The sequence below is a fragment of the Pseudomonas putida genome, assembly GCF_050990305.1.
GTDB classification, from domain to species: Bacteria; Pseudomonadota; Gammaproteobacteria; order Pseudomonadales; family Pseudomonadaceae; genus Aquipseudomonas; species Aquipseudomonas putida_AH.
In genome coordinates this window covers 2720650-2739856 of sequence record NZ_CP158817.1, presented here as the reverse complement: position 1 = coordinate 2739856, position 19207 = coordinate 2720650, and the positions used below count along the sequence as shown (strand labels likewise).

The following is a 19207-nucleotide window of genomic DNA, read 5'->3' as shown; positions in this document are numbered from 1 at the left end:
GCTCCTTAGGCTGCGCCGAGAATCAGGCCGCTGGTGGGTACACCGGTGCCGGCTGTGACCAGCACGTTTTGTACATCCGCTACCTGGTTGACCGCCGTGCCACGCACCTGACGCACCGCTTCGGCGATGCCGTTCATGCCGTGGATGTAGGCTTCGCCCAGTTGCCCGCCGTGAGTGTTGATCGGCAGTTTGCCGCCACGGGCGTGGTGCCCGGCACGGATGAACTCCTTGGCTTCGCCGCGTTTGACGAAGCCGAACTCTTCCAGCTGCGGCATCACGAACGGGGTGAAGTGGTCGTAAATCACTGCGGTCTGGAACGCGTCCGGGCCCAGACCCGACTGGCGATACAGCTCGCGAGCCACCACGCCCATTTCCGGCAGGCCGGTGATGTCTTCGCGGTAGAACGAGGTCATGCTCTGCTGCCCGTGGCTGATGCCCTGGGAGCCGGCCTTGATCGTCACAGGCTTCTGCCGCAGGTCGCGGGCACGCTCGGCCGAGGTGATGACCATTGCCACCGCGCCATCGGATTCCTGGCAGCAGTCGAGCAAGTGCAAGGGTTCGCAGATCCAGCGTGAGGCCTGGTGTTCTTCCAGGGTGATGGGTTTGCCATGGAAAAACGCCTGGGGGTTGGTCGCGGCAAAATCCCGCGCCGCCACCGCGATCCGCCCGAAGTCTTCGGAGGTGGCGCCATAGGTGTGCATGTAGCGCTGGGCGAACATGCCAACCCAGGCTGCCGGCGTGTGGAAGCCGTGGGGCATGTACCAGCCGTAGTTGACGTTGTCGAAAGTCGGCGTCGAAGCGAACCCGTAGCTACCGGTGCCGAAGCGATACCAGGAACGCTCGTTCATGGCGCGATACACCACCACCGTTTTCGCCACGCCAGTGGCCACGGCCATGGCCGCGTGCATCACCGGTGCGCAAGCGGCGCCGCCACCGTGGGGCACTTGCGAGAAAAACTTCACGTCCTTGCAACCGAGCAAGCGGGCGATTTCGTACTCCGGAACCTTGTCCACGGAATAGGAACTGAAGCCATCCACCTCGCTCGGATCGATGCCAGCGTCCTTGAGTGCGCTCAAGGTGGCTTCCATGGCCAGGCGCAATTCGGTGCGACCGGAGTTCTTGGAAAATTCGGTTGCGCCCAGGCCAACGATGGCGGCGCGCCCGGAAATCGATGAATCAGTCATCTGTGTCTCTCCGGCTGTCAGGGCAGGACCACCGCGACCGTGCCGGTCACGTGGTTACCCATGGAATTTTTGCCGCCGAGGGTGATTTCCACCGTGCGGGTGTCGGCGTCGAGGCTAGTGACGCTGCCGCTGAAGGTCATGCAGTCACCGGGATAGTTCGGTGCGCCGAGCTTGATTTTCAGCGAGGTGAATTCGGCCTGTGGCCCGGTCCACCGTTCGACGAACCGCTGCACCAACCCGTTGGTGGTGAGGATGTTCATGAACACGTTGGGCGAACCCAGGGCACGGGCTGCGTCGGCATCGTGGTGACCGGGAAAATAATCACGGGTGGCAATCGCGCCGCCGTTGATCAGGGTCACCGTGATCGGCACCGCCAGTTCCGGCAGTGCTTCGCCGGGGCGCACGTCTTCAAAGCGCTTGGTGTTCTTGGAGGTCATATTTCCATCCCAGCTTGTCGTTATCGTTGAGCCAGTCGCCCAGGCGTTCCAGGTTTGCCGCCGAACCACCGAGGGCAAGGATCAGGCCACGGCTCCAATAGAGAAAACGGTGGATCGGGTACGTCAGGTCGACGCCGATCCCGCCATGCACGTGCTGTGCGGTGTGGCCAATACGGTGGCCCGCTTCACAGGCCAGCCACGCGGTGGCCAAGGCTTCGCAAGGTGCCGGCAGGTCGGCATCGATGCGGTAGGCCAGCTGCCACAACGCCGTGCGCAAGGCTTCGACCGCGATGTGGTTGTCGGCCATGGTCATCTGCACCGACTGGAAGCTGCCGATGACGCGTTCGAACTGCTGGCGCTCGCTGACGTAGGTCACGGTGCGGTGGACCTGCTCTTCGCTGACGCCCAATTGCAAGGCCGCCAGCGCCGCTATGCTGCGCAGTTCCAGCCAGTCGACGGACTCGGCCGGTAACAGCGCTGCGGTGTTTACGGTCAAGCCTTCAATGTGCAGGTCGGCCACTGCTTCGCCGTGGGTCAGCACCGCCGAGACCTTTTGGATCTCGGGCGCCGACAGGTCCAGCAGCAACAAGCGCGGTTGACCCTCGACTTGCACCACCACCAACGCGGCGTGGGCCTGTTCGCCTTGGGACAGCGCCGCCACCCGGCCATTGATCAACCAGCCGTCTGCACAGGCAGTGGCTTGCAACTCGATCCCCAAGGCGCTGCTCAAGCCGTCGAGCGACAGGCTCAACAACGCCTCGCCGGACACAGCCTTGGCGATCCATTGCTCGGTGCCGATGGCGTCAAAACGGGCCAGGGTCGCGGCCGCCAGTTGATGGCGCCACAGCGGCACTTGGGCAAGTGCCTTGCCTTGGGCCTGCAACACCAGCATCAGCTCGGTCATGCCCAGGCCGCTGCCGCCGTGCTCCTCGGGAATGGCCAGTGCTTGCAGCCCGGTGTCGATGCACAGTTGCCACAGCGGCGCCATCATCGGCTCGCCGCTGGCGTCCCACTGGCGCATGTAGTCGTCATGGCAATGGTCGACAAACAGGCTGTCGGCCATCTGCGCGATGGCGCGCTGGTCTTCACTTAATTCGAAATCCATGGTGCCTGGCTCCTACGCATCTACCGGCCGAAACATCGGCAGGGTTTGCTGGTCGTCGAAGGTCTGGAACTCGACCTGCAAGCGCTGGCCGATCTGTATGCGTTCGCGTTCAATGCCGACCAATCCGGCGATCAGGCGCACGCCCTCCTCCAGCTCGATCAACCCGATGGGGTTGGGGTAATCGAACGGCGGAACTTCGGGGTAGTGCATGACCACGAATGAATACAACTTGGCGCGGCCGCTGGCTTGTACGGTGTCCCAGTCGAAGCTGTGGCATTCAATGCACACCGGTGCCGGTGGATGACGCAGGGTCTTGCATGCCGTGCAGCGCTGGATCAGCAACTGGCCCTTCTCGCAGCCTTCCCAGAAAAAGCGGGTGTCATCGCTCACGCCCGGCAGCGGACGCTTGGGTTTGGCCGGTGCGGCATCGACTTTGGCCGGCGCCTGGGCATTGGCTGGGCGGAACTTGAAAACGCGGAACAGCAACTGGCCCACCGGCTCGTCGCCGCCGGTTTTTTCCGCGAAGTGGCTCATGATCAGCGTGACGAAAAAACCGGTGCCCAGGGCCGTGGTTTTTTCATCGCTGACCGAGTCCAGGCGCGTGGTGTAGTAGAGCTTTTCGCCCATGCGCACAGGGCGAGTGAAGGTCAGCTCCGAGTTCACCGCCACGGTGGACATGTAGCCGTGGGCCTCCATGATCTTGAGCACCTCATAAGGGTTCTCATCGGTCGAGCCCGGCGGATAGTTGTTGGCGTGCAAACCTTCCATGGTCCACACCTGCAACATGCCCGGCGGGGCAATCAGCCCTTCATGCCGGGTGCCAAGGGCAAACGCCGGGTCGGTGTAGGCCGGGTTGTCCACGCCCATGATCTCGCACCATTGGCGGACCATCGGTGCGTTGACCTCATCCCAGGCATACACGCGGCCGTATTGACGCCCCACCAGGGCGCGCGCATCGGATAGCAATTGTGGATCAGCCAAAGTCGTCTCCTTCAAATTGAAGGCGGCAGCCGGACCCGGCCGCCGCCACGGGTCGATCAGGTGGGCAGAACCTGCGCGGCTGCCCCGAGAAACGCCGGACGTTCACCGCCGCCGTGCAGCAACAGGTTGCAGCCGCTGGCGTAACTGGCCAGGGGTGAGGCGATGTACAGGCAGGCGTTGGCAATGTCTTCGGCAACCGCCATGCGCGCCGCCGGAATACCGGCAGCGACGGCGGCGATACCGGCCTCGGAGCCGTAATGCAGGTGCGCCTGCTCGGTCAGCACCAGGCCCGGGCTGACCGTGACCACCCGCACCTTGGGCCCCCACTCCACCGCCAGGGAATTGACCAAGGCCAGCACCCCGGCCTTGGCGGCGCCGTAGGCAGCGGTGCCTGGCGAGGAACGCAACGCACTGATGCTGCCGATAAAGACGATGCAACCGCCCTGGACTTGCGCTTGCATCAGCCGGTTGGCGTGCTGGGCAACGTGAAGCGGTGCGATCAGATTCAAACCGATGATGCTTTCATGGAACCTGGGCGAAGCCGTGGCCGCATCGGCGTTTGGGCTGCCGCCGGCGTTGTTGATCACCACGTCGAGACGGCCGAAGTCGCGCTCGATGGTGGCGAACAAACGTTGCAGGGAATCGTGGTCACGCACGTCGGCGGCGATGAAGGTCGCGCTCTTGCCGCCGAACGTCGGCACCTGCTCAGGCTCGCGCCGAGCACAGACGATCACCCGTGCGTTCACGGCCAGGAACCCTAGCGCGATACCGGCGCCGATGCCCTTGGTGCCGCCGGTGATCAGCACCACCTTGCCGCTGTAATCAAGACCCGAATGCAGCTCCATCATGTGCTCCTCGTTTACTGACAAGGGTCACTCTAGGGACGAACCGGGGGCCGAACTACGTCTGAACGGACGATGAAAACTTAACCGTGCGAACAGGACACTGACGGTCATTTACACGTTGATTGGTCCTTGAGGATGCCCATGTCCGACTCATCCGCTGCACCGGTTTTGCTCGAACGCCCTCTGCCGGGCGTGGCGTTATTGCGGCTCAACCGGCCACAGGCAACCAATGCCTTGAGCCTGGAATTGCAGGCGTTGTTGTCGCGGTATTTCAGTGAGCTGGGGGTTGATCCCGAGGTGCGTTGCATCGTGCTGACGGGGGGCGAAAAAGTGTTCGCTGCCGGGGGGGACATCAACAGCATGGCGGGGGTTGGCGCGATCGATATCTACAAGCGTCACACCGAGCGGGTCTGGGGGCCGATTCAGCATTGTCCCAAGCCTGTGATCGCGGCGGTTTGCGGTTATGCCTATGGCGGTGGTTGCGAACTGGCCATGCATGCCGACCTGATTGTGGCCGGGCGCAGCGCACGCTTTTGCCAACCGGAAATCCGCATCGGCATCATGCCCGGCATCGGTGGCACCCAGCGACTGGTGCGTGCGGTGGGCAAGGTCAAGGCGATGCGCATGGCGCTCACCGGCCAGCCGATCAGCGCCGAGGAGGCCTGGGTGGCAGGGTTGGTCAGCGATCTGGTGGACGATGACCAGGTACAGGCCCACGCCCTGGAATTGGCACGGGTCATTGCGGCCATGCCGGCCCTGGCGGCCGAGCAGATCAAGGAAGTGATCCTGGCGGGCATGGACGCGCCACTGGAAGCGGGCCTGGCCCTTGAGCGCAAGGCCAATGCGCTGTTGTTCGCCTCGCTCGACCAGAAGGAAGGCATGCAAGCCTTCATCGAAAAACGCCCGGCGCAGTTTACGGGGGATTGAGCAGACACAACGTGGCGCACGGTTCGCCCGTAGGAGCGAGGCTTGCCCGCGAAGAACGATTACGTGGTCTGACAGATATACCGTGGTGCCCGGTTCGCCGGCAAGCCTGGCTCCTACAAAGCGAAGAACGATGATGCGGTACAACAGGTACACCGCAGCGCCTGGTTCGCCCGTAGGAGCGAGGCTTGCCCGCGAAGAACGGTGACACGGTCTGACAGACATACTGCGGCGTCTGGTTCGCCGGCAAGCCTGGCTCCTACAAAGCGAAGAATGATGACGCGGCCTGACAGGCACACCGCGGCGTCTGGTTCGCCGGCAAGCCTGGCTCCTACAAAGCGAGGAACGGTGATGCGGTACAGCAGGCACACCGCCGTCCGTAGGAGCCAACCGATCGCTATGTCGTGCTAGATGCTCATCACCATTTGCCCGCTGTCGATGCGCAGCTCGACGCCGTTGATCGCCCGGGATTCGTCGCTGGCCAGGAACAGCACGCTGGCGGCGACGTCTTCGGGCAGGCACATGCGGTTCATCGGGTCGCTGTCGATGGTCAGGCGCGTCGGATCGAGGCCCTTGGGGAATCCGCCGCTGGTCATGTCCGTGAGGACGCCATCAGGGTGCAGGGTGTTGCAGCGAATCCGGTATTTACGCCGCCGGCAGAACACCGCCACCGAACGCGACAACGCCGCCACCGCACCCTTTGAAGCACTGTAGGCCATGTAATCATCGCGTCCGGCCAGGGCCGCGACCGATGACAGGTTGATGATCGAACCACCGGTTTCCTTCATCAGCGCAATGCCTTCGCGACAACCGATAAACACGCTGTCGGCGTTTACCCGCATGACCTTTTGCCAATCCTGCAGGGTCGCGTCCTCGATGCTGCCGGGGATCAGGATGCCGGCGTTGTTCACCAGAATATCCAGTCGGCCATGCTGCTCGCGCAGGTGGGCCATGACGTCTCGCCAATCGCTCTCGCTGCTGGCGTCATGCCGGATAAAAGTCGCTGCCGGTCCGATTTCAGCCGCCAGTGCCTCACCCGCCGTGACGTCTACGTCGCTGATCAACACATGGGCGCCCTCTGCTGCCAGAAGGCGAGCACTGGCCCGTCCGATGCCCTTGGCCCCGCCAGTGACCAGCGCCACCTTGCCGTGTACCCGGCCGTTTTTGTCGTTGTGGTTGTTCGTCATTACGTCATCTCTCGTGCAAGGGTCGGGTGTGGCTGTTGATCCAGAAACCGTGCGGCCGCCGCGCCAGCGCGCCGACCGGAAAACACGCAATCGGCCAGGGATAAACCGCTGATGTAGAGGTGCGATGGAATGCCCAGCGCGGTACGCCCGGCGGCGAACAGGCCCGGTATCGCTTGCCCCTGCCCGTCGAGCACCGCGCCGTTGCCCTCGTCCACCCGCAACCCGCCGAGGGTCAAGGCACCCAGCGGAAAGACTGGATTGGTCACGGAAATGTCGCAGGCATAAAACGGTCCCTGGTCGAGCACCTGCCGCCCGCCCGGCGACTTACCGAACGGCTCGGGGGCCTCGCCACGGGCGGCAGCGTTGGCGGCCAGTACCGACTCGCGCAGCACGGTCGAATTCATTCCGGTGGTGGTGGCCAATTCGCTCAGGTGCTGGCCCTTGCGGATTCTGAACAGCATCAACGCCAGGGCCGGGAAGCTTTGAAACCACCAATAGCCGCCAAACAAAGCCTCGCGAATGGCTTTCTTGCGCAAGGGCGCATCCAGCACCAACCAGGCTTTGCCGCCCTGCTCTTCCATCAAGGGTTGGCCCAGGGTCGCGCCGTAGACTTCTTCGTTGCAGAAACGCCGACCTTCGCGATTGACCACCAACCCCTTGTGCCAACTGTACGGCGGATTGATGAAACGCCAGGCCGACACCCGCTCCAGCCCCGCCCCCTGACCACCGACGCTGGTGCCCAGGCGCAAGCCGCTGCCGTCGCACCCCGTGGCCCCGACCTTGAAGTTGCGCTGGAATTTCGGCGCATGGCGCTTGATCAGTTCGCGATTGAAGATGAAACCACCGGTACTGAGGATGACGCCGTTGCGGGCATGAACCCGGCGTGGCCGCGCATAACCCCGTTCAAGTAGAGCGATCCGCTCACGCAACTTGTTGCAGTAACCGGGGGCGAAGTTCTGCAGTCGCTCGGCGCGAGCGGCCAGGCGCGCATGCAGCTTCGATTGCGGGCTGCCGGCCGGCATGCACCAGAGCTCGGCACCCAGCACGCGACCTTGGGCGTCGACCACCAAGCGTTTCGCCGCCGCTTGCAGCAGCGGCCGCACCCCGGCCCGCAGGCACGCAGCCTTGAGGTGGCCATACAACACTGCGCCGCACTGGCCTTTGCCGACGGTACGATGGCCACGTGGGGCCGGTGGCAGCGGCCCGCCATGCTGCGGCACCAACTCATTGCCGGAGTAGTAAAGGAAGTAACCGTCAGGCGGGTACGAGGTCTTGCCGCCCGGTGGCATCCGGTGGCCGTAGGGCGCACCGTGACTTTCCAACCAGTCGAGGTTGCTGACGCTGTCGGCACAGAAGCGCCGCAGGGTGTCGTCGCTGACCACGCTTTGGGTTTCATGCTTTAAGTAATCAAACATCGCTTCGGGGGTGTCGCTGAAACCGGCGGCCTGCTGATGGCGTGTGCCGCCACCGGCGTAGACCACCCCGCCACTCTTGGCGCTGGCACCGCCACCGGTAAAGCGATCGGCAATCAACACATCGGCACCTTGGGCGCGTGCTTCCAGCGCTGCGCAAGCCCCGGCCGCGCCCCAGCCGATAATCAACACATCGCATTGTTCGTCCCACACCAGGGCGTCGCTGTCGGCGACTTGCAAGGGTGTCTGGATGGACGTGCAGAAGCTGTCATCGAACGTCGCCATATGACCTCCTAACGCTGGCTGGCCAAGTGGTTGGCGGCGACATAGGCGAAGGTCATCGCCGGGCCCAGGGTGCCACCCGCGCCCGGATAGCTGGTGCCCATCACCGAGGCTGAACAGTTGCCGATCGCGTACAGGCCGGCGATAGGTTCACCACCCTCGCGGACCACCTGTGCGTGTTCGTTGGTCAGCAGTCCACCCTTGGTGCCGATGTCCCCGGCATCCAGGCGCATGGCGTAGTACGGGCCCTTGCGCAAGGGGGCCAGGCACGGGTTGGGCTTGATATTGGTGTCGCCGTAGTAACGGTCGAACACATTGCCACCGCGCCCGAAATCCGCATCCGTGCCGGTGCGTGCAAACTCGTTGACCTTGACCACGGTCGCTTCAAGTCCGGCGGCATCAACGCCGATCTGCTTGGCCAGCCCGGCCAGGGAGTCGTCCTTCCAGTACAGGTTGTTCAACCATTCCTTGCGCAAGCGGCTGTCGGGCATGATCTGCGCCGGCATCAACGGCCCCATCGCGTAGTTGAAGCGGAAATGCCCGTCGAAAATCACCCAGGCCGGGACCGACTTGCCAGCGGTCAGCCCGTTGTCGCGGTACATGGCGTCGACGAACTCCAGGTACGGCGCCGCTTCGTTGACGAAGCGCTGGCCCAGGCTGTTGACGACGATGGCGCCAGGAAACGCACGCTCGGCGAAGATGCCCCGGGGCTTTTCCTCGCCCGGTACGGCGATGGTCGGGGCCCACCAGGCCCAATCCAGCAAGGCGGTGGCTGCGCCTTGCGCCAACCCGGCTTCCAGTGCCGCGCCAGTGTTGTTCCCTGGAGGTGTTGCGCTCCAGGCCATGCGGGTCGGTTGCGGCAGGTATTTTTCGCGCAGTGCCTGGTTCTGTTCAAAACCACCGGACGCCAGGATCACGCCATGGCGCGCATGCAATTGCACCTCGGCACCGTCACGGCGCACGGTGACGCCGTTGACCCGCCCGCCTTCGGTGAGCAACCCGGAAAAGTCGGTGTTGAGCCACAGCGGCACATTGCGGTCCATCAGCGAGCGTCGCAGCGACGCCACCAGCGAGCTGCCCAGGGAGGCGCGGCGGTCGATCTTGCTTTTACGCCGCCACTTGAAGTCCAGTTTGTAACGCAGCATCAGCCCCATGATCAGCAGGCGCCAGCCGAAACTGCGGGCCATGACTTTGTGTGCGTCACGGGCGGTCCAGGCGATGCAACCCATGAGCAAGGTCGAAGGCGACGGTTTGCGCAGGTTGGCCAGTTCGTCACCCAGCAGGCTGGTGTCGAAGAACTCCGGGTCCAGGGTCCTGCCGCCCGGCAAGGCACCCGGCAGGTGCGGGTAATAATCGGGGTATTTGGCGGCCACGGCGTAGCGCACCCGACTGGTACGGGCCAGCGCTTCGATCATCTTCGGGGCATTGTCCAGGTAGGTGCGCAGTCGGACTTCATCGACATGCTCGCCCGCCGCGGCCTTCAGGTAACGCAACGCCGTGTCGTAATTATCGTTGCCGTTGAGGCGGGCAAAATAGTGGTTGTTGGGAATCCAGATGCCGCCGCCGGAGATCGCCGAGGTGCCACCGTACTTGTCGCTCTTTTCCACGACCAGCACGCTGAAACCCTGGTCGGCGAGGAACACCGCCGACGTCATTGCACCTGCGCCCGAGCCAACGACAATCACGTCGTAGTGGGTCTGAGACTGAACTTGAGCCGTCATTGTTGTTATGCCATTAGCTGAGGTCAGAAATAACCGCCGACGACGCTTCGGGAACGCGGGCGGAATGCAGCCCCATGATCGGGGCTGCGCGGGGTGGTACTCATCGTCAAAGCGGACTAGGAAGGTGTCGGTGTGGTGAGGGGAGGCTTGTGGCGAGGGAGCTTGCTCCCGTTGGGCTGCGAAGCGGCCCTAAAAGCTGGTGAACGCTGCGCACTCAAGCGGGAGCAAGCTCCCTCGCCACAAGGAGCTTTCCTGTTACAAGGAAGCTCTCCTGCGACAAGGGAGTTCTCACACCACAATGGGTCGGCGTTGGCTCAGAGCACCGCGCGCCGGGCCGCCCAGGGGCGATCCTGTTCCAACTGGCTGGCCAGGCGCAGCAGTCCGTCTTCACCGCCCAATCGGGCCGTGAACATCATGCCCACCGGCATACCGCTGTCGCTCTGGCCCAGCGGCAGGGAAATCGCCGGTTGTCCGCTGACGTTGGCCAATACGGTAAAGCCGGCGCTGCCCATGGCCTGATGGGCATAGCTGTCCCAGGATTGGTCCAGCGACAGCAGGCCCAGTTGCGGGGTCAGGCTGGCGGTGACTGGCGACAGGATCACGTCGAAACGCTCGAACTGCTGTTCCATGGCGGCACCGATGGTTTCGAACGACTGACGGGCGCGATACAGGTCCTCACCCGTGGTGGCCTGAGCCCGCTGCAGATTGACCAGGGTCACTTTCTCCAGGTCCTGCGCCGTGGCGACTCGCCCCAACACCTGCTCGCGGTCATGAATCGCTGTGCGCAATGCAGTGCCGAGCGCAGTACCGTGAGCACCGAACAGTTGCCGCGGATCGATGTTCAGCGTCAGTTCTTCGACTTCATGCCCCAACCCCAGCAGCTGCTTGATGGTCTGCTCCAGGGTGGCTGCAATCGCCGGTTCCAACGCCGCACCGGTCAACGACCGGCGAACCACGGCGATACGCAACTTGCCTGGCTCGCGCGAAAGCTCTTCGACATACGGGCGCACCAGTGGCGGGCTCCAATAGGCGCTCCCCGCTTCACGACCCTGGCCGGCATCGAGAAACAGCGCGGTATCGCGCACGGTGCGCGAAACGACGTTGGCGACACTGGCACCAAAGCTGCCTTCGAAATGTGCCGGCCCGCTCGGCGTGCGATAGCGGCTGGGCTTGAGACCCACCAAACCGCAATACGAGGCGGGAATGCGGATCGAGCCGCCGCCATCCGTGGCATGGGCCACGGGCACGATCCCGGCCGCCACGGCTGCTGCCGAGCCGCCTGAAGAACCACCGGCGCTCATGGCCAGGTTCCAAGGGTTGCAGGTCTGCCCCCACAGCATGGATTCAGTGGTTGTGGTCAAGCCGAACTCGGGACTGCTGGTCTTGCCAAAGGGGATGGCACCGGCACGCTCGTAGCGGCTGATCAGGGTGCTGGTCTGGTCGGCTGGCGGGGCGTCCTTGAACAGCCGGCAACCGTTGCTGGTGGACGTGCCCCGCAGATAGGTATTGAGGTCTTTGATCAACACCGGCACACCGGCCAGCGCGCCCTGGGTTTCAGTGCCAGCGGCGCGACGCTGGGCCAACAACGCACGGGCATAGTCCTCGTGCAGCATGTTCACCGCCTTGACCCGGCCATTGACCGCCTGGCAGCGCGCCAGCGCCGCCGCCAGCAGGTCCGCCGATTGCAACTCACCGCTGCGGATCGCCTGGCTCATGGCCCAGGCGTCCAGCTTTTGGTAGTCACTGTCCGACAGTCCCGCCGCGCGGGCATCGGCAAAACGCCCGAGCAGACCGACACCCGCGGCCAGGGCGCCGGCCTTGAGTACGCTGCGCCTTGGCCAGCCAGTCTGCTGAGTGTCAGAAGGTTTGTTCGTTTCGGCAGTCATAAATCGTTGCTCGTTGTTTTGCATGATGATCTCGCGCCCTATCGATTGTTGTTATTCAGCATTAGTCCCGAGGCCCAACCGTATACACCACCCTGTGGCGAGGGGATTTATCCCCGCTCGGCTGCGTAGCAGTCGTCAATCCAGACAACTCAATTTGCCTGAAGGAACATAGGGGGCCGCTGTGCGACCCAACGGGGATAAATCCCCTCGCCACAGATAATTGCCTGCCTCAAGACTTTCATTACATGTCTCTATCGGCATTCAAACCACATTGAAGCGCGACGACAGCTGATCCAGCTCCCGCGCCAATTGTTCCAGATCCGAGGCGGCCACCGCACTGCGCCCGGCGCCGGCCGACAGTGCACCCAACCGCATACACCACCCTGTGGCGAGGGGATTTATTCCCGCTCGGCTGCGTAGCAGTCGTAAATCCACACAACTCAATTTTCCTGTTGGAACATATGGGGCCGCTTCGCGACCCAACGGGGATAAATCCCCTCGCCACAGATAACTGCCTGCCTCAAGACTTTCATTGCATGTTCCTATCGGCATTCACACCACATTGAAGCGCGACGACAGCTGATCCAGCTCCCGCGCCAATTGTTCCAGATCCGAGGCGGCCACTGCACTGCGTCCCGCGCCGGCCGACAGCGCACCCAACCCCATACACCACCCTGTGGTGAGGGGATTTATCCCCGCTCGGCTGCGTAGCAGTCGTAAATCCACACAACTCAATTTTCCTGTTGGAACATATGGGGCCGCTTCGCGACCCAACGGGGATAAATCCCCTCACCACAGATAATTGCCTGCCGCAAGACTTTCATTACATGTCCCTATTGGCATTCAAACCACATTGAAGCGCGACGACAGCTGATCCAGCTCCCGCGCCAATTGTTCCAGATCCGAGGCGGCCACCGCACTGCGTCCGGCGCCGGCCGACAGCGCGCCAGTACCCGCCGAGACGCTGTCGACCCGCGCGACCATTTCCCGGGTCACCCTTACCTGTTCGGTGATCACCGTGGCAATGGTATCGACGCTACGGATCACTTCATCGGTGCCACTGCGAATCTGCGCCACCGAGTCGCCGGCCTGATGCGCCAGATTGACCCCGTCGCGTACACGACCGACCACCCGGCCCATGCCGTCGACCACCGCCTGCGTCCCTTCCTGGATACGTTGCACCGTCAGATCGATCTCGCCAATTGAGCGGGCCGTGCGCTGCGCCAACATCCGTACCTCGTCGGCGACCACCGCAAACCCTCGCCCCTGCTCGCCCGCCCGCGCCGCCTCGATGGCGGCGTTCAAGGCCAGCAGATTGGTCTGCTCGGCAATGCTGCGAATGACCTTGAGCACGTGACTGATCTCGCCGGAAAAACCTTCCAGTTCGCGAATATGCACCGAAGTGTCGCTGATCACATCGCTGATACGGTTCATCTCCTGGGCCATGTCGCGGATAAAGCCTTCGCTTTTGCCCGAACGCCCCGCCGAGTGCTGGGTGATGCTGCGCGACATGCCCACATGGTTTTCCACCTCGCCGATCGACCCGGACAGATGCTCTACCGCACTGGAGATGCCGCGCACCGCATCGGCCTGCTGTTGGGTGGCCAGCGAGGCCAATTCCGCCGATTCGGCCATGTGCCTGGCCTCGCTACTGACTCGCTTGACCAACGCGCGCATTTGCGAGATCAGCCCGTGCAGACTGTCACGCATCGCCGCGATGTCGCCCAGCATTTGTGCGAACTCATCATGGCCCTTGACCACGATGGCACGGGACAAGTCGCCACCGGCGATGGCCCGAACGCTGGCGCCCGCTTGGGCGAAGGCCCGCTTGAGCCGGGTCAGGGTGGAAAACGCCGTCAGGCTGCCCGCGAGCGCGCCCAACACGGCCAATGCCAGGTACGCCATCAAGGTCGAGCGATAGCGTTGCTGTGCCGCCTCGTATGCATGTTCGGCGGCGGACTGCTGGATCGCTTGCAACTTGTCCAGTTCGAGCACAGCCGCGTTGCCTTGCGGCTCGGCCATGCGCAGGAAGGACAGAATGCCTGGCAAGCGGAAATCCCCGGCCCGAAACGTCTCAAGCAGGATCTGCAATTCGTCCTGCCAGGCCTGATAGTGCTCGGCGAATGCATCGGCCGCCTGTTGTTCCTCACCGCTCAGGGAACGCTGACGGTACTGCGCCCAAAGCGCGTCAAGGGCCCGGTTGTTGCTCTCGATGGCGCTCAGTGTGGCTTCTACGGGACGGTCGAACGCCGCCACCAACGGGCCTTCGGGGTCTTGCTGGATGGCGAGCAAGACCTGGCGCCGGCTTTCATCCAGGCGCTGGCGAACCTCGCCAAACATCAGCAGCGTCGCCAGGTTATCCTCGTTGATGGCCCGCAGGCTGTCGCGCGCCTGTTGCAGGCCATGGGCGCCAAAACCGACCGCCAGCACAAACAACAAGGTGGCCAGCAGCGCCCAAAGCCACAGACGCTGAGCGATAGTGATTGTCTTGAACTTGAACAAGGGCTTGTCTCGTGCAGCGGCGGGGCGCGGGATGCGCCCCGCCCCAGGTCAGTCGGCCGTCACGCTGGCCACCATAGCCGTCAGGAAGTGCTCGCTGTACGGCGGCAAAAGCCCCCATTCCCGGCGCGGGTCATGGGCCGGCGCCTTGAACACGGTGCGCCGGTGGCTGAACTCAAGGAAGCCTTCGTGGCCATGGTAATGGCCCATGCCCGAGGCGCCGACGCCGCCGAACGGCGCATCGTGCATGGCCGCGTGCATCATCACGTCGTTGACGGTGACCCCGCCGGACACCGTGCGCTCCAGCACGTATCGCTGCTGTTGCGGGTCTTCGCCGAAGTAATACAGGGCCAACGGACGTGGCCGTGCATTGATGTCATCCAGGACTTGCTCGAGGTCGTCGTAGGTGAGCACCACCATGGCCGGACCGAAAATTTCTTCCTGCATGATTACGCTGTCCGGCGCCGGGTCGATCACTACCCGCAACGGACGGCGACGGTCCTGGGCGTTCACGGCCAGTGGTTCGGGCACGCTCTCGACGCGAGCGCCACGGGCCTGGGCATCCAGTACGTAGCCTTCAACGCGATCCAGATGCCGTTGGTTGACCACTGCCACCACGTCCGGGTTACCGGCCACCGAAGGATTGAGTTCGCGATAGGTGGTGCGCAGTGCATCGAGGAACGATTCGAGCAGCGCCTTGGGCACATACACCAGATCCGGGTTGATGCAGATCTGCCCGCCATTGGTGGCCTTGCCCACGGCAATACTGAATGCGGCTTTTTTCAGGTCGGCGCTGGCGGTGACGATAACGGGCGACTTGCCGCCCAACTCCAGCGTCACCGGCACCAGGTTCAGTGCAGCATTGCGCATGACCAGTCGCCCGGTCGCGGTACTGCCGGTGTACACCAGATGGTCAAATGGCTGGGCGCTGAAGGCTTCGGCCAGCTCCACGTCGCCGGTAACCACGGCGATTTCCAGCGGATCGATGTATTCGGCGAACAATTGCGCCACCAGCTCGGCGGTGCGTGGCACCACATCCGACGGCCTTAAGATCGCCCGGTTGCCCGCCGCCAGTACCGAAGCCAAAGGGCTGAACAAGGTGTACAACGGCGCGTTCCAGGTACCGAGAATGCCTACGGTGCCTTTGGGTTGATGCATCACCCAGGCCTTGGCGCCGAGCTGATCGTAAGGCGCGAACGGCGCTCGGGGCTCATCTTGCATCCAGTCTTGCAGGTGGTCTCGCGCATGCTTGAGCGAGGCCAGGGCACCCACCACGTCATTCATCAAAGAGAATCCGGCAGGCCGGCCGCCGAAATCCAGGTCAATGGCCTCGGTCAAGGCACCGTGGTGGCGCACCAGCAGGTCGATCACTTGCTGCAGGCGACGTCGACGGGTATCGGCGCTGACTGCACCGGCGCTGGCATTGGCGCTTTTTTGCCGGGATAGCAGACTGGAAAGCCCCTGGACGGATGATGTGACAGAACTCATTCGTGTCCCCTTTGCAGGTACTGGCCCCATGGCCGGGAAGCGCCCGATGCGCTTGCCTTCACCCTAGCCCCGCCATCCCCCGCGCCGCCTCGTCCGATCGGACGAGGTACGGCCAAATCTGTTAGTCCGTTGAGACGATGTTTAATGACGTGTCGCGACCAATACTGGCCCTACGAAAATCCCACTCCATGAGGCCAGTCATGGCAATGCCAAACGTCAGTTTCGATCCCCAGGCTTTTCGTGCCGCACTCGGCACCTTTACCACCGGGGTCACGATCATCACGACCCAATCCGAAGACGGCTCACCCGTTGGGATCACGGCCAACAGTTTCAACTCGGTTTCGCTCAACCCGCCGCTGGTGCTCTGGAGCCTGTCCAAGCAGGCCCGCAGCCTGCCGGTGTTCACCAGCGGCAAGCACTGGAACGTCCACGTGCTGTCCACCGAACAGGAAACCCTGTCGGGACGCTTCGCCACCCAGGGCGAGGACAAGTTCTCGGAAGTCCAGCTGGACAATGGTGTCAGCGAGGCGCCGTTGTTGCAGGATTGCACCGCGCGTTTCCAGTGCCGCACCGCGTTCCAGTACGAAGGCGGCGACCATGTGATTTTTGTCGGTGAGGTGCTCGCGTTCGATCACAGCGACCGTGCACCGCTGGCGTTCCAGAGCGGCCAATATGCTTTGGCAACCCGCAAGCCACGCAGTGAGCTGCGCCTGGCCACCACGCCACCACCGCCGGAATGCAGCTACACCGAAGACTTGCTCGGTTACCTGTTGGGGCGCGGCCACTATCAAGCGCTCAATGCCCTGCAGCAGATGCTCAGCAATCAGCAACTGGACGAGATGGCGTTTTTCATCCTGTCGATCCTGTGCATCCGCGACAACCTGACCCTTGATGAGATCAACACCTTCGTCACCTACACCGGCCGCGAGGTCACCCTGGCCAGCATGCGTTTCCTTGAGAACCAGCGCCTGGTGGCGATCGAGGGTCCGGCCGACGCCCTGCGCTTTGTCCTGACCGCACAAGGCCGGGAGGTATCGCTGCATCAGCTGGCACTGGCCAAGGCGGTCGAAGAAGACCTGTCGGCCAAGCTTGGCGCCGCCGATGCCCAAGCCTTGAAGGTCTTGCTCAAGCGCCTGATCGTGGTGAGTGACCCTGGTTTGCCGGATCTCTGGGCACCGCGATGACCGCGGCTCAGGGGAGGACGTTGCCGTCAGTCAAAGTCGGTTGGCGCAGCCATGGCTTGCTGTTGCTGCTGGCCCTGGTGTTCGCCGACAACTTTGTCGGGCGACAAATACTCGCGGTGATGATCGAGCCGATCAAATCGGAATTCGGCGTCGGCGATACCGCGATGGGTCTGATTTCCGGCCTGGCGTTCGCGGCGGTGTATGCCGTCATGGGCTTGCCCGCGGGACGTCTGGTGGATCGCATGCCGCGCACGCGTTTGCTGGCCATGGCGTGCCTGCTCTGGGCCGGGGCGACCATGGCCTGCGGGTGGGCGGGAAGTTTCCTGGCGCTGGCCATTGCGCGCATGCTGGTGGCGGTCAGTGAATCGCCAACCACCTCGGCCTCGCTGTCGGTGATTGCAGACCTGTATCCCCCGCACCGGCGTTCATTCGCCATCAGTTGCTTCACCAGCGCCCCGACGTTTTCCTCGATCATCGGCTTGAGCATCGGCGCCTGGGTGGTGGAACACTATGGATGGCGCACCGGGTTCATTGCCCTTGGTGTGCCCGCCTTGCTGTTCAGCGCCCTGCTGGCCTTCGTGGTGCGCGATCCGCAACGGGGCCGCTGGGACCTCACACCGCATGCGCACGCGCCCTCCCCGTTGCTGGGTGTGCGGGCCGAAGCACGTGAACTTTGGGCTTCACCGGCTTACCGCTGCCTGATCCTCGCTGGCGGCCTGACCACACTCAGCTCCTACGCCGTCGGCATGTGGAATACCAGTTTCCTGGTGCGCTCCCACGGCTTGTCACTGCAACATGCCGGGCTGTTGGCCGGGGTGATCTGCGGTATCTCGGCCGGCATCGGTGGCCTGTTCAGCGGTTGGCTGAGTGATCGCCTGAGCCGCCGTCACCCGCACTGGCAGGTGTCCATTCCCGTGCTGGGTCATCTGACGGCCCTCGGTGCACTGGTTCCTTACCTGCTCTGGTCAGACGCGGTGCTGATCCACGTCGGCGACGTGCCGGTCCCTACGGCGATGCTTTGGTGCGCGCTGTATGCGTTCTTTGCCGTTTGGTGGGTAGCGCCGTCGTACAACCTGGTCTCCCAACTGGTTCCGCCCGATCGACGCGGCAGCGCCATGGCCCTGCAAACCATCGTCAGTACGTTGCTTGGCGTCGGTGTCGGGCCGTTGATGGTTGGTTTGTTCAGCGACCTGCTGCTGCCGTTTTATGGGCAGGAGTCGTTGCGTTATGCGCTGATGTTGGTGAGCTTGCCAGTGCTGGGCTCGGTGCTGTTGCTGGTGCGTACGGCGGGGCATGCGGCCAGGACGGATTATCGGCATGTGGCGGTTGTGGCGTAGTGTCTGAAGTGAACGACTACCTCTACTACCTCTGTAGGAGCGAAGTTTGCTCGCGAAAAACGTCCAGACAAGAAGGGCATTCAGACACCCCGCGTCATCGTTGACGACCATCGCGAGCAAGCATCGCTCCTACGATTGGATCGGGGTGTGCCTGAAAGGAATTGATCGCCAGTCAGGTCGTCATCGCTGGCAAGCCAGCTCCCACAGGGGAATGTGGGCACCCGTCAAAATCAGGTCGGCTCGAAGGCCGCCTCGCTTTAGCGGGTCTGAAGTGAATGACTCCCTCTACTACCTCTGTAGGAGCGAAGCTTGCTCGCGAAAAACGTCCAGACAAGAAGGGCATTCAGACACCCCGCGTCATCGTTGACGTCCATCGCGAGCAAGCATCGCTCCTACGATTGGATCGGGGTGTGCCTGAAAGGCGTTGGTCGTCAGCCAGGCAGCCTTCGCTGGCAAGCCAGCTCCCACAGGGGAACGCTGACACATACCAAAACAGGTCGGCTCCTAGGCCGCCTCGGTTTGGATTTTGAGGTGCACGCCCCCTCGAGAGGCCGAGCGCAGGTTCTGCGCAGTGGGCAACCCGGCATGGATGCCGGGTTAGCCGCGCACGGCCATGGATGGCCGATCGCGGCGGGCCCACGGAGCAGGACCGGAGCGAGGGCATGCCGAGCATTAGCGAGGCACCGAACGAAAGGGGCAAAAGCGCTTGGTTACTTGGCGCTTTTCCAAGTAACC

Annotated in this window: 14 protein-coding genes; 3 read left to right on the top strand and 11 right to left on the bottom strand. The window is 63.2% G+C overall.

Going from position 1 to position 19207, the window contains the following annotated elements:
• Nucleotides 1–5 precede the first annotated feature (5 nt).
• From ABTV22_RS12650 to ABTV22_RS12630, 5 genes are read right to left on the bottom strand one after another with little or no spacing between them, the layout of a single operon-like run.
• Nucleotides 6–1184, bottom strand: coding sequence for a lipid-transfer protein (locus ABTV22_RS12650; RefSeq protein WP_433740562.1), 1179 nt, complete (start codon nucleotides 1182–1184; stop codon nucleotides 6–8).
• 17 nt (nucleotides 1185–1201) lie between these two features.
• Entirely contained in the window at nucleotides 1202–1621 is a 420-nt protein-coding gene (locus ABTV22_RS12645; protein WP_433740561.1) for a MaoC family dehydratase, read from the bottom strand.
• Complete coding sequence (locus ABTV22_RS12640) at nucleotides 1593–2726, bottom strand: acyl-CoA dehydrogenase family protein (protein ID WP_433740560.1); 1134 nt, start codon at nucleotides 2724–2726, stop codon at nucleotides 1593–1595. Before ABTV22_RS12640 ends, ABTV22_RS12645 begins: the two co-directional genes overlap by 29 nt.
• A 12-nt stretch (nucleotides 2727–2738) precedes the next feature.
• Nucleotides 2739–3707: a bifunctional MaoC family dehydratase N-terminal/OB-fold nucleic acid binding domain-containing protein gene (locus tag ABTV22_RS12635; protein ID WP_433740559.1), complete on the bottom strand. Its 969-nt coding sequence runs from the start codon at nucleotides 3705–3707 to the stop codon at nucleotides 2739–2741.
• A 56-nt stretch (nucleotides 3708–3763) separates the two neighbouring features.
• A complete protein-coding gene (locus ABTV22_RS12630; RefSeq protein WP_433741380.1) occupies nucleotides 3764–4552 on the bottom strand; it encodes an SDR family oxidoreductase in 789 nt (262 codons plus the stop codon).
• 141 nt (nucleotides 4553–4693) lie between these two features.
• On the opposite strand from ABTV22_RS12630, the gene ABTV22_RS12625 reads away from it, so the two are divergent.
• Nucleotides 4694–5479, top strand: coding sequence for an enoyl-CoA hydratase (locus ABTV22_RS12625; protein WP_433740558.1), 786 nt, complete (start codon nucleotides 4694–4696; stop codon nucleotides 5477–5479).
• A gap of 404 nt (nucleotides 5480–5883) precedes the next feature.
• Here the strand turns inward: ABTV22_RS12625 and ABTV22_RS12620 are convergent, their stop codons facing one another.
• From ABTV22_RS12620 to ABTV22_RS12595, 6 genes are all read right to left on the bottom strand, one after another.
• Complete coding sequence (locus ABTV22_RS12620) at nucleotides 5884–6663, bottom strand: SDR family oxidoreductase (RefSeq protein ID WP_433740557.1); 780 nt, start codon at nucleotides 6661–6663, stop codon at nucleotides 5884–5886.
• Nucleotides 6663–8360: an FAD-binding protein gene (locus ABTV22_RS12615; protein ID WP_433740556.1), complete on the bottom strand. Its 1698-nt coding sequence runs from the start codon at nucleotides 8358–8360 to the stop codon at nucleotides 6663–6665. Before ABTV22_RS12615 ends, ABTV22_RS12620 begins: the two co-directional genes overlap by 1 nt.
• 8 nt (nucleotides 8361–8368) lie before the next feature.
• A complete protein-coding gene (locus tag ABTV22_RS12610) occupies nucleotides 8369–10078 on the bottom strand; it encodes an FAD-dependent oxidoreductase (RefSeq protein ID WP_433740555.1) in 1710 nt (569 codons plus the stop codon).
• Nucleotides 10079–10392: 314 nt separating this feature from the next.
• Nucleotides 10393–11964, bottom strand: coding sequence for an amidase (locus tag ABTV22_RS12605; RefSeq protein ID WP_433740554.1), 1572 nt, complete (start codon nucleotides 11962–11964; stop codon nucleotides 10393–10395).
• A gap of 843 nt (nucleotides 11965–12807) precedes the next feature.
• A complete protein-coding gene (locus ABTV22_RS12600; RefSeq protein ID WP_433740553.1) occupies nucleotides 12808–14466 on the bottom strand; it encodes a methyl-accepting chemotaxis protein in 1659 nt (552 codons plus the stop codon).
• A gap of 48 nt (nucleotides 14467–14514) precedes the next feature.
• Entirely contained in the window at nucleotides 14515–15951 is a 1437-nt protein-coding gene (locus ABTV22_RS12595) for a coniferyl aldehyde dehydrogenase (protein ID WP_433740552.1), read from the bottom strand.
• 200 nt (nucleotides 15952–16151) lie between these two features.
• On the opposite strand from ABTV22_RS12595, the gene ABTV22_RS12590 reads away from it, so the two are divergent.
• Together ABTV22_RS12590 and ABTV22_RS12585 are read left to right on the top strand one after the other, a co-directional pair.
• Nucleotides 16152–17135 carry a flavin reductase gene (locus ABTV22_RS12590; RefSeq protein ID WP_433740551.1) on the top strand — a complete coding sequence of 328 codons (984 nt, stop codon included), beginning with the start codon at nucleotides 16152–16154 and terminating at the stop codon, nucleotides 17133–17135.
• Nucleotides 17132–18472: a spinster family MFS transporter gene (locus ABTV22_RS12585; RefSeq protein WP_433740550.1), complete on the top strand. Its 1341-nt coding sequence runs from the start codon at nucleotides 17132–17134 to the stop codon at nucleotides 18470–18472. The genes ABTV22_RS12590 and ABTV22_RS12585 overlap by 4 nt, the downstream gene beginning before the upstream one ends.
• Nucleotides 18473–19207 lie beyond the last annotated feature (735 nt).

What these genes read in the sequence shown, in the direction of transcription:
- ABTV22_RS12645 (WP_433740561.1), bottom strand. Translation starts at nt 1,621, where the DNA reads ATGACCTCCAAGAACACCAAGCGCTTTGAAGACGTGCGCCCCGGCGAA.
- ABTV22_RS12605 (WP_433740554.1), bottom strand. Translation starts at nt 11,964, where the DNA reads ATGACTGCCGAAACGAACAAACCTTCTGACACTCAGCAGACTGGCTGG.
- ABTV22_RS12620 (WP_433740557.1), bottom strand. Translation starts at nt 6,663, where the DNA reads ATGACGAACAACCACAACGACAAAAACGGCCGGGTACACGGCAAGGTG.
- ABTV22_RS12650 (WP_433740562.1), bottom strand. Translation starts at nt 1,184, where the DNA reads ATGACTGATTCATCGATTTCCGGGCGCGCCGCCATCGTTGGCCTGGGC.
- ABTV22_RS12640 (WP_433740560.1), bottom strand. Translation starts at nt 2,726, where the DNA reads ATGGATTTCGAATTAAGTGAAGACCAGCGCGCCATCGCGCAGATGGCC.
- ABTV22_RS12595 (WP_433740552.1), bottom strand. Translation starts at nt 15,951, where the DNA reads ATGAGTTCTGTCACATCATCCGTCCAGGGGCTTTCCAGTCTGCTATCC.
- ABTV22_RS12625 (WP_433740558.1), top strand. Translation starts at nt 4,694, where the DNA reads ATGTCCGACTCATCCGCTGCACCGGTTTTGCTCGAACGCCCTCTGCCG.
- ABTV22_RS12630 (WP_433741380.1), bottom strand. Translation starts at nt 4,552, where the DNA reads ATGGAGCTGCATTCGGGTCTTGATTACAGCGGCAAGGTGGTGCTGATC.
- ABTV22_RS12590 (WP_433740551.1), top strand. Translation starts at nt 16,152, where the DNA reads ATGGCAATGCCAAACGTCAGTTTCGATCCCCAGGCTTTTCGTGCCGCA.
- ABTV22_RS12615 (WP_433740556.1), bottom strand. Translation starts at nt 8,360, where the DNA reads ATGGCGACGTTCGATGACAGCTTCTGCACGTCCATCCAGACACCCTTG.
- ABTV22_RS12585 (WP_433740550.1), top strand. Translation starts at nt 17,132, where the DNA reads ATGACCGCGGCTCAGGGGAGGACGTTGCCGTCAGTCAAAGTCGGTTGG.
- ABTV22_RS12610 (WP_433740555.1), bottom strand. Translation starts at nt 10,078, where the DNA reads ATGACGGCTCAAGTTCAGTCTCAGACCCACTACGACGTGATTGTCGTT.